At 64.3% G+C, this 14,388-nt stretch carries 15 protein-coding genes; 10 read left to right on the plus strand and 5 right to left on the minus strand.

The window, feature by feature from the left end:
- The 6 genes from infB to ACMUOY_RS17810 all read left to right on the plus strand — a co-directional run.
- The coding region (gene infB / locus ACMUOY_RS17785) for a translation initiation factor IF-2 (protein WP_413894078.1) at window positions 1–1,797 on the plus strand (1,797 nt) is incomplete at its 5' end.
- Between the two features lie 27 nt (window positions 1,798–1,824).
- Window positions 1,825–2,196: a 30S ribosome-binding factor RbfA gene (gene rbfA / locus ACMUOY_RS17790; protein WP_413894079.1), complete on the plus strand. Its 372-nt coding sequence runs from the start codon at window positions 1,825–1,827 to the stop codon at window positions 2,194–2,196.
- A gap of 2 nt (window positions 2,197–2,198) precedes the next feature.
- Window positions 2,199–3,167: a tRNA pseudouridine(55) synthase TruB gene (truB, locus tag ACMUOY_RS17795; RefSeq protein WP_413894080.1), complete on the plus strand. Its 969-nt coding sequence runs from the start codon at window positions 2,199–2,201 to the stop codon at window positions 3,165–3,167.
- Window positions 3,168–3,177: 10 nt separating this feature from the next.
- Window positions 3,178–5,010 carry a GTP-binding protein TypA/BipA gene (typA, locus tag ACMUOY_RS17800; protein ID WP_413894081.1) on the plus strand — a complete coding sequence of 611 codons (1,833 nt, stop codon included), beginning with the start codon at window positions 3,178–3,180 and terminating at the stop codon, window positions 5,008–5,010.
- A 76-nt stretch (window positions 5,011–5,086) separates the two neighbouring features.
- Entirely contained in the window at window positions 5,087–5,932 is an 846-nt protein-coding gene (locus tag ACMUOY_RS17805) for a DMT family transporter (RefSeq protein WP_413894109.1), read from the plus strand.
- Entirely contained in the window at window positions 5,925–7,019 is a 1,095-nt protein-coding gene (locus tag ACMUOY_RS17810; protein WP_413894082.1) for an enoyl-CoA hydratase/isomerase family protein, read from the plus strand. The genes ACMUOY_RS17805 and ACMUOY_RS17810 overlap by 8 nt, the downstream gene beginning before the upstream one ends.
- Before the next feature lie 12 nt (window positions 7,020–7,031).
- Here the strand turns inward: ACMUOY_RS17810 and ACMUOY_RS17815 are convergent, their stop codons facing one another.
- The 4 genes from ACMUOY_RS17815 to smpB all read right to left on the minus strand — a co-directional run bounded on the left by ACMUOY_RS17815 (window position 7,032) and on the right by smpB (window position 9,408).
- Entirely contained in the window at window positions 7,032–7,877 is an 846-nt protein-coding gene (locus ACMUOY_RS17815; RefSeq protein WP_413894083.1) for an anti-sigma factor family protein, read from the minus strand.
- Window positions 7,874–8,413, minus strand: coding sequence for an RNA polymerase sigma factor (locus tag ACMUOY_RS17820; protein WP_413894084.1), 540 nt, complete (start codon window positions 8,411–8,413; stop codon window positions 7,874–7,876). Before ACMUOY_RS17820 ends, ACMUOY_RS17815 begins: the two co-directional genes overlap by 4 nt.
- Before the next feature lie 45 nt (window positions 8,414–8,458).
- Window positions 8,459–8,836 carry a hypothetical protein gene (locus ACMUOY_RS17825; protein ID WP_413894085.1) on the minus strand — a complete coding sequence of 126 codons (378 nt, stop codon included), beginning with the start codon at window positions 8,834–8,836 and terminating at the stop codon, window positions 8,459–8,461.
- A gap of 95 nt (window positions 8,837–8,931) precedes the next feature.
- Entirely contained in the window at window positions 8,932–9,408 is a 477-nt protein-coding gene (gene smpB / locus ACMUOY_RS17830; RefSeq protein WP_413894086.1) for an SsrA-binding protein SmpB, read from the minus strand.
- Window positions 9,409–9,484: 76 nt separating this feature from the next.
- Here smpB and ACMUOY_RS17835 point away from each other — a divergent pair, with 76 nt between their 5' ends.
- Window positions 9,485–9,925, plus strand: coding sequence for a type II toxin-antitoxin system RatA family toxin (locus ACMUOY_RS17835; RefSeq protein WP_413894087.1), 441 nt, complete (start codon window positions 9,485–9,487; stop codon window positions 9,923–9,925).
- A 36-nt stretch (window positions 9,926–9,961) separates the two neighbouring features.
- Window positions 9,962–10,297 (plus strand): RnfH family protein, encoded by a 336-nt coding sequence (locus ACMUOY_RS17840; RefSeq protein WP_413894088.1) that lies wholly within the window; start codon window positions 9,962–9,964, stop codon window positions 10,295–10,297.
- A gap of 43 nt (window positions 10,298–10,340) precedes the next feature.
- On the opposite strand, the gene ACMUOY_RS17845 is transcribed toward ACMUOY_RS17840, so the two are convergent.
- Window positions 10,341–10,844 (minus strand): DUF4124 domain-containing protein, encoded by a 504-nt coding sequence (locus ACMUOY_RS17845; protein WP_413894089.1) that lies wholly within the window; start codon window positions 10,842–10,844, stop codon window positions 10,341–10,343.
- Between the two features lie 149 nt (window positions 10,845–10,993).
- Between ACMUOY_RS17845 and guaB the strand changes: the two genes are divergently transcribed.
- On the plus strand, window positions 10,994–12,463 hold the full coding sequence (gene guaB, locus ACMUOY_RS17850; RefSeq protein ID WP_413894090.1) for an IMP dehydrogenase: 1,470 nt from the start codon (window positions 10,994–10,996) through the stop codon (window positions 12,461–12,463).
- 66 nt (window positions 12,464–12,529) lie between these two features.
- Window positions 12,530–14,149, plus strand: a complete 1,620-nt coding sequence (gene guaA / locus ACMUOY_RS17855) for a glutamine-hydrolyzing GMP synthase (RefSeq protein ID WP_413894091.1) — start codon at window positions 12,530–12,532, stop codon at window positions 14,147–14,149.
- The last annotated feature ends 239 nt before the right edge of the window (window positions 14,150–14,388 follow it).

Raw genomic sequence — 14,388 nt, forward strand, 5'->3', positions numbered from 1 at the left:
CGGGGCGATTTCCACGCCCAGGCGGCGCCGGTGGAGGTTCGCACGCTGGAAGTTCACGTGCCGGAGACGATCACTGTGGCCGAACTGGCCCACAAGATGGCGATCAAGGCCTCCGAGGTCATCAAGCAGCTCATGAAGCTGGGTCAGATGGTCACCATCAACCAGCCGTTGGACCAGGACACGGCGATGATCGTGGTCGAGGAACTCGGGCACAAGGCGGTCGTGGCCGCCCTGGACGATCCGGAAGCTTTCACCGATGAAGAGGTGTCTCAGCAGGAAGCCGAGTCGCTTCCGCGCGCTCCGGTGGTCACTGTCATGGGTCACGTCGACCACGGCAAGACCTCGCTGCTGGACTACATCCGCCGTGCCAAGGTGGCGGCCGGCGAAGCGGGGGGCATTACCCAGCACATCGGCGCCTACCATGTCGAGACGCCGCGCGGCGTGGTGTCCTTCCTGGACACCCCGGGTCACGAGGCCTTCACCGCCATGCGTGCGCGGGGTGCACAGGCGACCGATATCGTGATTCTGGTCGTGGCGGCCGACGACGGTGTCATGCCCCAGACCAAGGAGGCCATCAAGCACGCGAAAGCGGCGGGTGTGCCGATCGTGGTGGCGATCAACAAGATCGACAAGCCCGGCGCCAACCCCGAGCGCGTCAAGCAGGAACTGGTGGTGGAAGATGTGGTGCCGGAAGAGTTCGGTGGCGCGTCGCCCTTTGTGGCCGTCTCGGCCAAGACCGGACAGGGCATCGATGAACTGCTGGAGCAAGTGCTGCTGCAGGCTGAAGTGCTGGAGCTCAAGGCACCGGTGGATGCCATGGCCAAGGGCCTGGTCATCGAAGCGCGCCTCGACAAGGGTCGTGGTCCGGTGGCGACAGTCCTGATCCAGTCCGGCACGCTGAAGACCGGTGACGTGGTGCTTGCAGGCCAGACCTACGGCCGCGTGCGCGCGATGCTCGACGAAAACGGCCGCTCCATCAAGGATGCGGGCCCGTCCATTCCGGTGGAGATCCAGGGTCTGACCGAGGTGCCGCAGGCCGGCGACGAGTTCATGGTGCTCAGCGATGAGCGCCGCGCACGCGAAATTGCCACCTACCGTGCCGGCAAGTTTCGCAACACCAAGCTGGCTCGCCAGCAGGCGTCCAAGCTGGACAACGTGTTCTCGGAGATGGCGGGCGGCGAGGTCAAGACCTTGCCCATCATCGTCAAGGCGGATGTGCAGGGCTCGCAGGAGGCACTGGGTGCCTCGCTGCTCAAGCTGTCGACCGACGAAGTCAAGGTCCAACTCGTGTACGCCGCTGTGGGGGGCATCAGCGAATCCGATGTGAACCTGGCGATTGCGTCCAAGGCGCTCATCATCGGTTTCAACACCCGCGCCGATGCCGGCGCGCGCAAGCTGGCTGAGAGCAATGGCGTGGAGATCCGCTACTACAGCATCATTTATGACGCGGTGGACGAGCTGAAAGTCGCCATGTCCGGCATGCTGGCACCTGATCGTCGCGAAGAGGTCATCGGCACAGCCGAGATCCGGACCGTGTTCGTGGCGTCGAAGATCGGCACGGTGGCTGGTTGCATGGTCACCTCGGGCAGCGTCAACCGTAGCGCGCATTTCCGCCTGCTGCGCGACAACGTCGTCATCTATACCGGCGAACTGGACTCGCTCAAGCGCATGAAAGACGATGTGCGCGAGGTCAAGGAAGGCTTCGAGTGCGGTATCAAGCTCAAGAACTACAACGACATCTCCGTGGGCGACCAGCTGGAGTTCTTCGAGATCAAGGAAATTGCCCGCACGCTGTAAGGCGCCCGAAGACGACACGCCCTCCCGATGCCGGCCAAGAAGTCAACCCTGCCCAATCGCGCCTTCAAGGTGGCCGACCAGATCCAGCGCGATCTGGCGGATCTGATCGCGCGCGAGCTGAAAGACCCGCGGGTCGGCATGGTCACGCTCCAGGCCGTCGAGGTCACGCCGGATTACGCCCACGCCAAGGTGTTCTTCAGCCTGCTCACCGGCGATCCAGTGGAGGCCGCCCAGGGCCTGAACGCCGCGGCAGGGTTCCTTCGGGCCGGCCTCTTCAAGCGACTGCACATCCACACGGTGCCCACGCTGCATTTCGTGTTCGACCGCACCACCGAGCGTGCGGCGGACATGAATGCACTGATCGCCAAGGCGGTCTCTTCCCGCGCAAAAGAGGACTGACCATGAACGCGCCTCGCACACGGGTGCAGCGGCGCCCTGTGCATGGGGTGTTGTTGCTTGATAAACCGCTGGGTCTTTCCAGCAATGATGCGCTTCAGAAAGCCAAGTGGTTGCTGCGCGCCGAAAAGGCCGGCCATACCGGCACACTGGATCCGCTGGCCACCGGCGTGTTGCCCCTGTGCTTTGGTGCGGCCACCAAGTTCAGCCAGATGCACCTGGATGCCCACAAGACCTACGAGGCGGTGCTGCGACTGGGCCAGCGCACCACCACCGCAGATGCGGAAGGCGAGTTGATTGCCGAACGGCCAGTGGCGTACACCGCCGAGCGGCTGGCCGAGGTGGTGCGGCAGTTCACGGGTGTGATCCACCAGGTGCCGCCGATGCACAGCGCGCTCAAGAAGGACGGGCGTGCGCTGTACGAATACGCCCGTGCGGGCATCGAAGTCGAGCGGACGGCTCGCGAGATCGAGATTTTCAAGCTGGAAGTGATTGATCCCATCGTCGATGGGTCACCTTCAGCTATCAAAATTAGAGTTTTCTGCAGCAAAGGGACCTACATCCGCACGCTCGGCGAGGACATTGGCGAGGCGCTCGGTTGCGGCGCGCATCTGGCGTCGCTGCGGCGGATCGCCACCGGCCCGTTCGTGCTGGAGCGCTGCGTCACGCTGGCGGCGTTGGAAGCGATGGACCAGGCGCGGCGCGAGCGCTGCCTGCTGCCGGTGGAGGCCTTGCTGGATGACCACAGCCCGTTGACGCTGGAGGCGGCGGACGTCGCGAGGTTTCTGAACGGTGTGCGTCGACGCGGGACTTGGCCTGACCAGGCGCGTGTGGCCGTTTATGGCCCCGAAGCCCATTGCCTGCTGGGAACTGCCCAGGTGGTGGATGGCGAGCTGATTCCGACCCGCCTGCTGAGCCCGATTGAAATAGACCAGATTTTGAAAAGTTCGCCGCAAGCCCTGTGCGCGGCATAAGGAGAAGCCCATGAGCCAACAGATCCGCAACATCGCCATCATTGCCCACGTCGACCACGGCAAAACCACCATGGTCGACCAGTTGCTGCGCCAATCCGGCACGTTTGCCGAGCACGAGAAGGTCGTCGACACCGTGATGGACAACAACGCCATCGAAAAAGAGCGCGGCATCACCATCCTGGCCAAGAACTGCGCCGTGACCTGGCAGGGCACGCACATCAACATCGTCGACACCCCCGGGCACGCAGACTTCGGCGGCGAGGTCGAGCGCGCACTGAGCATGGTCGACGGCGTGCTGCTGCTGATTGATGCGCAGGAAGGCCCGATGCCCCAGACCCGCTTCGTGACGAAGAAGGCGCTGGCGCTGGGTCTGAAGCCCATCTTGGTGGTGAACAAGGTGGACAAGCCGGGTGCCAACCCGGACAAGGTCGTCAATGCGGCCTTTGATCTCTTTGACAAGCTGGGCGCCACCGATGAGCAGCTGGATTTCCCGGTGGTCTACGCCTCCGGCATCAACGGCTGGTCCTCGCTGGAAGAAGGCGCGCAGGGCGAACAGTGGGGCCCGGACATGTCGGCCCTGTTCGACACCATTCTCAAGCACGTTCCGGCGCAACGTGGGGACCCCGCGGCGCCGCTGCAGCTGCAGATCTCGGCGCTGGACTTTTCGACCTTCGTCGGGCGCATCGGCGTCGGCCGTATCAGCCAGGGCACGATCAAGCCCATGATGGACGTCGTGGTGATGGAGGGTCCGGACGGCAAAGCCATCAAGGGCCGCATCAACCAGGTGCTGACCTTCCAGGGGCTTGAGCGCGTGCAGGCCACCGAGGCGGGTCCGGGTGAGATCGTGCTGATCAACGGCATCGCCGACATCGGCATCGGCGTGACCCTCACCGACCCGCTGAATCCGGCACCGCTGCCGATGCTCAAGGTCGATGAACCGACCCTGACCATGAACTTCTGCGTCAACACCAGCCCGCTGGCCGGCCGCGAAGGCAAGTACGTCACCAGCCGCCAGATCTGGGATCGCCTGCAGAAGGAGCTTCAGCACAACGTGGCCCTGCGGGTGCGCGAAACCGGCGAGGAAGGCATCTTCGAGGTCATGGGCCGCGGCGAACTGCACCTGACCATCCTGCTGGAGAACATGCGCCGCGAAGGCTACGAGCTCGCGGTGTCCAAGCCCCGCGTGGTGTTCAAGGACATCGACGGCGTTCGCCACGAGCCCATCGAGATGGTGACCGCTGACATCGAAGAGCAGCACCAGGGTGGCGTGATGCAGGCGTTGGGCGAACGCAAAGGCGAGCTTTTCAACATGGAGCCGGACGGCCGTGGCCGTGTACGTCTGGAGTACCGCATTCCGGCGCGGGGCCTGATCGGCTTCACCAACGAGTTCCTGAACCTGACCCGTGGTTCGGGCCTGATCTCCAACATCTTCGACCGCTACGAACCGCACAAGGGCGACATCGGCGGGCGCAAGAACGGCGTGCTGATTTCCATGGACGACGGCGAGATCTTCACCTATGCGCTGGGCAAGCTCGACGACCGTGGCCGCATGTTCGTGCGCGCCAACGATCCGGTCTACGAGGGCATGATCGTCGGCATCCACAACCGCGAAAACGATCTGGTGGTCAACGCCACGCGGACCAAACAGCTCACCAACTTCCGTGTCTCCGGCAAGGAGGACGCGATCAAGATCACCCCGCCGATCGAACTGACGCTGGAGTACGGCGTCGAGTTCATCGAGGACGACGAACTGGTGGAGATCACGCCGAAGTCGGTGCGCCTGCGCAAACGCTACCTCAAGGAACATGACCGCAAGCGCGCCAGTCGCGAAACCGCGGCCTGACGCGGCCAGTGGTGCTGCACGCGCGCTGACGTCAGGCGGGCGGCGCGTGCTTGGGCATTCCGCTGCGGTGGCGCTGATGGTGGCGGTGACCCTGATGTGGTCGACTGCCGGGGTGGTCACGCGCCACCTTGAGCAGGCCCGCAGCTTTGAGGTCACCTTCTGGCGCAGCTTCTTCACCGTGCTCTGCCTGCTGGTGATCCTGCCGGTGTTCCAGGGACGCGGTGTCTTCCAGCGCATGCGCCAGGGTGGCGCGGCACTGTGGATATCGGGCTTGTGCTGGTGTGGCATGTTCACCTTCTTCATGATGGCCATCACACTGACCACGGTGGCCAATGTGCTGGTGACGATGGCCCTGGCGCCCCTGCTCACCGCGGTGGCGGCGCGCGTGTTCATCGGCCATCGCATCGCGCGACGCACGGGCGTCGCCATCCTGGTGGCGGTGTCCGGCATTGCCTGGATGTACGGCCACCAGCTGGCCGAAGGCATCAACTTCACCGGCACGTTGGTGGCGCTGTGTGTGGCGATTTCCGGTGCTGCCAACTGGACGGTCACGCAACACGCCCATGCCAAGGGGCATGATGTGGACCTGATCCCGGCCGTGCTGATCGGTGCGGTGCTGTCGTCCCTGATCACGCTGCCGCTGGCGCTGCCGTTCCAGGCGTCGGCGCATGACCTTGGCTTGCTGTTCGGGCTCGGGTTGATCCAGCTGGCGATACCGTCCTCGCTGGCCGTCGTCTGTGCCCGTTCGCTCAAGGCGCCGGAGGTGGCGCTGTTAGGGCTGCTCGAAGTGATATTCGGCATCCTGCTGGCCTGGGTCGGCGCCGGCGAAGTGCCGGGGCGCGATGTCCTGGTGGGTGGCGGACTGGTGGTCGGCGCGCTGGCGGCCAACGAACTACTTGGATGGAGACAACGAAATGCCTGACGTGATTGCCGAAGTGAGGGGCCGGGTCGGGTTCATCACCCTGAACCGGGCCCGTGCGCTCAATGCCCTGTCGCTGCCCATGATCCGCGACCTCACCAGCACGTTGCTGGCGTGGCAGGACGATCCGCAGGTGCTCGCCGTGGCGGTGCGCGGCATGGGTCGGGAGGGACCGTTCGGCGCGTTCTGTGCCGGAGGCGACATCCGTTTCTTTCACCATGCCGCGCTCGCTGGTGACCCCGAGCTGGAGGATTTCTTCACCGAGGAATACACGCTCAACCATCTGGTCTGCAAGTTCTCCAAGCCCTATATGGCGTTCATGGATGGTGTCGTCATGGGCGGCGGGATGGGCATCAGCCAGGGCGGCAGCACGCGCCTGGTCACCGAGCGCACGAAGATGGCGATGCCGGAAACCCATATCGGCCTGTTTCCGGACGTGGGAGGCGGCTATTTCCTCAGCCGCTGTCCTGGCCATGCCGGCGAATACCTGGCACTGACCGGATATACCTTGGGCGGTCCCGACGCGGTGGCCATGGGCTTGGCCGACGGCTGCGTCGATTCGGCCCGGCTGCCATTGCTGTGGGAAACACTGGCCACGACGCCGTTCGAGTCGAGCGAGGCCATCGAGCACTGGGTTGCTACTCATTTCATAGCTAAAAGCAGCCATTCCACGCTGGGAATGGCTGAAATTGATGCCTATTTCCGACTGGAGAGCGTTCCGGCCATCATTCAGGCGCTCGAAGCCGCTCCGGGAGACTGGGCGAAGGGCACGGCCGCCGTGCTGCGCAAGCGCTCACCGCTGATGCTGCATGTGGTGCTGGAGCAGATCCGCCGGGCGCGCGCCATGGGCCTGGCCGACGACCTGCGCATGGAGCGAGATCTCGTGCGGCACTGCTTCAACACGGTGCACCTGGGGCGCCGCGGCGCCTCCAGCGAAACGACTGAAGGCGTGCGCGCGCTTGCGGTGGACAAAGACCACAGCCCGAAGTGGAACCCGCCGCGCATCGAGGACGTCACCCCCGGGATGGTGGCGCCGTTCTTCGTCAGCCCCTGGCCGGCACACGCCCATCCGCTGCGCGGGCTGTCCTGACGCACACCGGCTTCACAGCTGCTGGTAGACCGCCTGCGCCAGCTGCAGCAGCGCTTCGCGCGACAGCTTGCCGGCCAGCGCGTAGCCAAATCCTTGATCGACCCAGTAGAAACCGGGTACCGGCCCGGCGCCGGAAAAGCTGAAGGCGGTCTCCTGGCGGGTCGTGACGTCGGCGCCGCCATCCAGGGCGCCCAGGTACAGCGTGACCCGCTCGCCGCCCGGTGCCTGGTACATGAACTGGGCGCGCGCACCGTTGTCGCCCGGCAGGAGGCGGCCACCCACCAGTTCGTAGCCTTGGCCAGACAGGTCAGGTACCTTCAGCGGGCGGCCCAGACGCTTGGAGAGCCACTGGATCAGGTGTTCCTGCTGCGCGGCCGCCACTTCGACGGGGTGGCGCACCTCGGGTGCGTAGACCGCATGTGCGACAGCGGCCTGGCGGACAAATTCCTGGCCGGTGGCACGGGGTCTTGCCGCGACGGCTTCGCCACCGCGGACAGCCTGCCATTGCCCGTGCGACAGCCAGCCGGTGGCAAACACCAGCATAAAGCCGGCGGCCATGCCACCCCAGCGCCACCACTGGCTGGTGCGCTGGCGCGAATCGGCCAGCCGCAGCGCAGCCGCTTGCAGGGCCGGTGGCACGGGCTCGTCCAGCAGCGTGCGATGCAAGCCGTGCAGCGCTTCACGCTGGCTGCGATAAGCCGCCACGGTGTCGCGGGCAGCCAGGTCTAGCGCCAGACGGGCATCAACGGTACGGCGCTGATCCTCCGACAGGCGGCCATCCAGCCAGGCGTGCAGGTCGTCATCGGGAATGCCAGGGCGGGTGTCGTGCGGGTCCATGACGGTGTCCGGTTCGGTCATTTCAGGCGGCGCAGGGTGGGTGCGCCGCTGGCAGCGGGGCGCGCGGCGAGATCGCCCGCAGGGGCCTCGAGCAGTTCGCGCAGGCGCGAGCGCGCCCGGGACAGGCGCGACATCACAGTCCCCACGGGGATGGCCAGCACGCTGGCCACTTCTTCGTAGGAAAGATCTTCCATCGAGACCAGCAGCAGCACCGCACGCTGTTCGGGCGGCAGGCGCAGCAGGCAGCGCTGCAGGTCGAGCGTCAGGTCGCTGGCCGCATCGGGGGCTTGCAATTCGCCCGCCACCTGATCCGGGTCGACGTGGACGCCACTGCCAGCCCGGCGGCTCAGGCTGCGCGCCTGGTTGGCGAACAGGTTGTGCATCAGCGTGAACAGCCAGGCCCGCAGATCGCTGCCACCACGCCACCGATGCCACTGGCCGCAGGCACGCTCCAGCGTGTCCTGCACCAGGTCGTCGGCCGCCCAGGCGTCACCGGTCAGGGCGCGGGCATAACGCCGAAGGCCCGGAATCTGCTCGATGATCGTGTGGCGGTCCATGGTCGCGGTCGTGGCCTGGCGCATGCGCGCCAAAGGCGGCGGGGCTCAGGGCTTGGCCACCTGCCACACCTTGTTGAAGCCGTCGCCGGTCTTGTCGCCGGGTTTGGTGTCCTTGGCCCAGTAGTAGAGCGGCTTGCCCTTGAACGCCCATTGCTTCTTGCCGTCGTCGCGCACGATCACGGTGAATTCGCCGGTGGGTTTTGCGTCTTCGGGGGCCATGAGCGGTGGCCAGTTGGTGGCGCAGGGGCCGTTGCAGACCGATTTCGCGCTGCCCGCTTTGTCATTGTCGAAGGTGTACAGCGTCATGCCATTGGGGCCGACCAGCACGCCGCTGACCGGTTCGGCAGGTGGCTTGCTGCCGTAGCCGGTGGCACAGCCGGCCAGCAGGGCCAAGGTCAGGGCGGCGATGGAAAGGGTCTTCATGGGGTACTCCTGGGTGGGATAAGGCGATGCAGGACATCTGCAATCCCATGAACACCGCATGACACCGGTTTATTCCCGGCAGCAACAAAAAACCTTCAGCGATGGCGCGATTTCATGGCGCGCTCCACCTCGCGTTTGCCTTCGCGGTCCTTGATCGTGTCGCGCTTGTCATGCTCGGCCTTGCCCTTGGCCAGGCCGATGTCGCATTTCACCCGGCCGTTCTTCCAGTGCAGGTTCAGCGGTACCAGGGTGTAGCCTTTCTGCTCCACCTTGCCGATGAGGCGCTTGATTTCTTCCTTGTGCAGCAACAGCTTCTTGGTACGGACCGAATCCGGGTTGACATGGCTGGAGGCGGTGTTCAGCGGATTGATCTGGCATCCGATGATGAACAGTTCGCCATTTCGGATCACGACGTATCCGTCGGTCAGCTGCACCTTGCCCTCGCGCAGCGACTTGATCTCCCAACCCTCCAGCACCATGCCGGCCTCAAAGCGCTCCTCGATGAAGTAGTTGAACGCGGCTTTCTTGTTCTCGGCGATGCGCTTGGTGGGGTCGGGTTTCTTGGTGGCCATGAAATGTGAGAGGGTGGCGGAAGGCGTCGGCAGACGGACGAGGCAAACTTACAATCCGCATCGAGTCGTGCATTCTATGAAAAACGTCAACAAGTCCGTCCTGATCTGGTACAGCCCCGAGGAGATGTACCGCCTGGTCACGGATGTCGAGCGCTATCCGGAGTTCCTGCCCTGGTGTGACCACGGCAAGGTCATCGAGGAAGACGCCAACGGCATGGTGGCCGAGATGGGCATCACCTTCAGTGGCATCCGCCAGGTGTTCACCACCCGCAACGAACATGTGGCGGGACGTTCGGTCAGCCTGCGGCTGCTGAAAGGGCCGTTCTCGCGGCTGGACGGCGGCTGGCATTTCGTGCCGATCGGCGATGGTTCCCAGCGGGCCTGCCGGGTGGAATTGCGAATGGACTATGGTTTTGACAACCGGGCTCTGGCCGCGGTCGTCGGCCCGGTGTTCGACAAGATCGCGGCCAGCTTGGTTGATGCGTTCGTCAAGCGCGCCGAGCAGGTCTACGGCTGACATGTTTCCGCCCGCAGCATTCGGTCTCCGTCGGTCATGCTGATCCGCGTCAGCCTTGTCTATTCCCCGGCTGCGCGGCAGGTGTTCGAATGCCATCTCGAACTGGAGCAGGGCGCAACGGTGCGACAGGCCGTCGAAGCCAGCGGGGTGTTGCGGGCGTTCCCCAGTCTGGATTTGTCCCAGGGCGGCGTGGGGGTCTGGGGGCACAAGGCATCGCCCAGTCAGGTTTTGCGTGAGAGCGATCGCATCGAAATCTACCGGCCGCTGGTGGTCGACCCCAAGGTGGCGCGTCGGGAGCGGTTTCGCAAGCAGGGAGCCCGCTCAGCGGGCCTTTTCGCGCGACGGCGCGACGGTGGCAAGGCGGGCTACTGAAACCGGCGTGCCGTGACTCCCGCTGTGGCGGGTTCGGCCGGCCCTAGTTGCATTCGGACTGGATCACGCCCTGCAGGCGCTTGGATTCAGCGGCACGTGCGTCGTCATCCAGAATGACACGCTCGCCGGCCTTGTTGGTGGTGGCGATCCGGGCACCCGAGTCGAAGCCGGCCTTGGCCTGGCGGGCCCGGGCGCAATTGTCGGCCCGGGTCTTCTGGTATTTTTCTTCTTCGGCCTTCTTCTGAGCCCCTTCCTGCTGTTCAGCCTGTTTCTTTTTCTCTTCGAGTTCCCGGTCCTTGCCTGATGGACGGGGAGACGCTGTGTTGGCTGTCGTCGAAGCTGCCGCAGCAGGCGCGGCCGCAGGCGGATTGCCCGATCCGCCCCGGTAGCCGGGATGCTTCAGGATGCTCTGCTCGGGGATGTCCGCTGGCGGGGGGCGATCGCTGTAGACCTTGCGGCCGTCCTTGTCCACCCATTGCCACTGGGCCATCGCGGACAGCGAAGCAGCCCAGATCACTCCCAAAGCCATGGCGTTTCTGATTTTCATGGCGCCAGTTTAGCGCCGTGCCGGACAAAAATGTGTGACAAACGTGTCCTATGCGCGCCCAACGGCATCCAATGGGTGGCTTGCCGGCCGCTGGTACGGCAGGGTTTACGCGCATGAGACGGGTACAATCGTTTTTTTGGAGCTTTCCCATGCGCCTTCTAGGAAAAGCGCTCACCTTCGACGATGTGTTGCTGGTGCCCGCATTCTCCGAGGTCCTGCCCAAGGACACCTCTCTCGCCACCCGGTTTACCCGCAATATCGAACTGAAGCTGCCCCTGGTCTCCGCGGCCATGGACACCGTGACTGAAGCGCGCCTGGCGATTGCCATTGCTCAGGAAGGCGGCATCGGCATCGTTCACAAGAACCTGACGCCCGCCGAGCAGGCCGCGCAGGTGGCCAAGGTCAAGCGCTATGAAAGCGGCCTGCTGCGCGACCCGGTGGTGATCACGCCGACCACCTCCGTGCGCGAGGTCATGGCCTTGTCGGAGCAGCTTGGGGTGTCCGGATTCCCGGTCTGCGACGGCGGCAAGGTGGTGGGCATCGTCACCGGGCGCGATCTGCGCTTCGAGACCCGCTACGACCAGCCGGTGCGCGAGATCATGACCCCACGCGAGCGACTGGTCACCGTGCCCGATGGCACCACCCCCGAAGAAGCGAAGGCGTTGCTGAACAAGCACAAGCTGGAGCGTCTGCTGGTGGTCAACGACGCCTTCGAACTCAAGGGCCTGATCACCGTCAAGGACATTACCAAGCAGCTCAATTTCCCGAATGCGGCGCGTGACGCCACCGGCCGATTGCGCGTGGGCGCTGCCGTGGGCGTCGGCGAGGGCACCGAGGAGCGCGTGGCCGCGCTGGTCAAGGCCGGCGTGGACGCCATCGTGGTTGACACCGCTCATGGCCACAGCAAGGGCGTGATCGAGCGCGTGCGTTGGGTCAAGCGGAACTATCCCGAGATCGAAGTCATTGGCGGCAACATCGCCACCGGTGCGGCGGCGCTGGCGCTGGTGGAGGCGGGCGCCGATGCGGTCAAGGTCGGCATCGGACCCGGATCCATCTGCACCACGCGCATCGTTGCGGGCGTGGGTGTGCCGCAGATCATGGCGATCGACAGCGTGGCCACTGCCCTCAAGGGCACCGGCGTGCCCCTGATTGCCGACGGCGGCATCCGCTACAGCGGCGACATCGCCAAGGCGATCGCGGCGGGCGCGGGCACGGTGATGATGGGTGGCATGTTTGCCGGCACCGAAGAGGCGCCCGGCGAGGTCATCCTTTACCAGGGGCGCAGCTACAAGAGCTACCGTGGCATGGGCTCCATTGGCGCCATGCAGCAGGGCAGCGCGGATCGCTATTTCCAGGAGTCCAGCACGGGCAACCCCAACGCAGACAAGCTGGTGCCCGAGGGTATCGAGGGCCGTGTGCCCTACAAGGGCTCGGTTGTGGCCATCATCTACCAGATGGCCGGCGGCCTGCGCGCCAGCATGGGCTACTGCGGCTGCGGCACCATCGCCGAGATGCATGACCGGGCGGAGTTCGTCGAGATCACCACCGCCGGCATTCGCGAGAGCCACGTGCACGACGTCCAGATCACCAAGGAAGCCCCCAACTACCGGGCGGACTGAACGTTTTTTCTCTCCCTGGGCTGCCGCGAGGCGGCCCTTTTTTGCTTTTTCCAACTGATTGCGGCCATGCAGCACTCCAAGATCCTTATCCTCGATTTCGGCTCCCAGGTCACCCAGCTGATCGCCCGCCGCGTGCGCGAGGCCCATGTTTTCTGCGAAGTCCACCCCTGTGATGTCAATGACGATTGGGTCCGCGATTACGCGAAGGACGGAGCGCTCAAGGGCGTGATCCTCTCGGGCAGCCATGCCAGTGTCTATGAGGAGACGACCGACCGCGCGCCCCAGGCGGTATTTGAGTTGGGCGTACCGGTACTGGGCATCTGCTACGGCATGCAGACCATGGCACAGCAGCTCGGCGGCAAGGTCGAGGGAGGCCACAAGCGCGAGTTCGGTTATGCCGAGGTGCGTGCGCGAGGCCACACTGCGCTGCTCAAGGATATTGCCGACTTCACCACGCCAGAGGGCCACGGCATGCTCAAGGTGTGGATGAGCCATGGCGACAAGGTCACCGAGCTGCCTCCGGGTTTCAAGCTCATGGCCTCCACCGACAGCTGCCCTATTGCCGGCATGGCCGACGAGCAGCGGCGTTACTATGCGGTGCAGTTCCACCCTGAGGTCACGCACACGGTCCAGGGCAAGGCGCTGCTGGAGCGCTTCGTGCTCGAGATCTGCGCCGCGACGCCAGACTGGGTCATGCACGACCATGTCGCAGAGGCGGTTGAAAAGATCCGCGCCCAGGTCGGCGATGAGGAAGTGATCCTCGGCCTCTCCGGCGGGGTCGATTCATCCGTGGCTGCCGCGCTGATCCATCGCGCCATCGGCGATCAGCTCACCTGCGTCTTTGTCGACCATGGCCTGTTGCGCCTGCACGAGGGCGATATGGTCATGGACATGTTTGCCGGCAAGCTGCACGCGAAAGTGATCCGCGTGGACGCCTGCGACCTGTTCCTCGGCGAACTGGCCGGCGTGAGCGATCCCGAAGCCAAGCGCAAGATCATCGGCCGCCTCTTCGTGGACGTGTTCAAGGCCGAGGCGGCCAAGCTCAAGGCCGGCACCGGTGGCCACAAGGGCGCTTCATACCTGGCGCAAGGCACGATCTATCCGGACGTCATCGAGTCCGGCGGTGCCAAGAGCAAGAAGGCCGTCACCATCAAGAGCCACCACAACGTCGGCGGCCTGCCGGAGCAACTTGGCCTGAAACTGCTGGAGCCGCTGCGCGACCTGTTCAAGGACGAGGTGCGTGAACTGGGTGTGGCCCTGGGCCTGCCGCACGACATGGTCTACCGCCACCCGTTCCCCGGGCCGGGCCTGGGCGTGCGCATTCTGGGGGAGGTGAAGAAGGAATACGCCGACCTGCTGCGCCGTGCCGACGCCATCTTCATCGAGGAACTTCGCTCCACCATCGAGCCCCATTCCGGCAAGACCTGGTACGACCTGACCAGCCAGGCCTTCACGGTGTTCCTGCCGGTCAAGAGCGTGGGCGTGATGGGCGACGGCCGCACCTACGATTACGTGGTGGCCTTGCGCGCGGTGCAGACCAGCGACTTCATGACGGCCGACTGGGCCGAGCTGCCGTATGCGCTGCTCAAGAAGGTGTCGAGCCGCATCATCAACGAGGTGCGTGGCATCAACCGGGTGACCTACGACGTCAGCAGCAAGCCGCCGGCGACGATTGAGTGGGAATGATTCGGCGTCTTTCAGAGTCTATCGACACCTATCGCAAAGTAGCCCTAAGTCATTGTTAAATATAGAAAATATCTATCGAAGTCTATCGGTATCTATCAGGGGGATGCGCTCCAGTTTGACGGTAAATCTGGCGGTAATAATTTTCACATGGAGTCTCGGAAAATTTTTACCGTCAAGCGGAAACAGGCATTGACGGTAAAAAAATTGATTAAAAATTTATTTAAATCAATGACTTAGAT

Origin of the sequence: Candidatus Skiveiella danica (assembly GCF_022705245.1) — a bacterium.
Classification (GTDB): Bacteria; Pseudomonadota; Gammaproteobacteria; order Burkholderiales; family Burkholderiaceae_C; genus Skiveiella; species Skiveiella danica.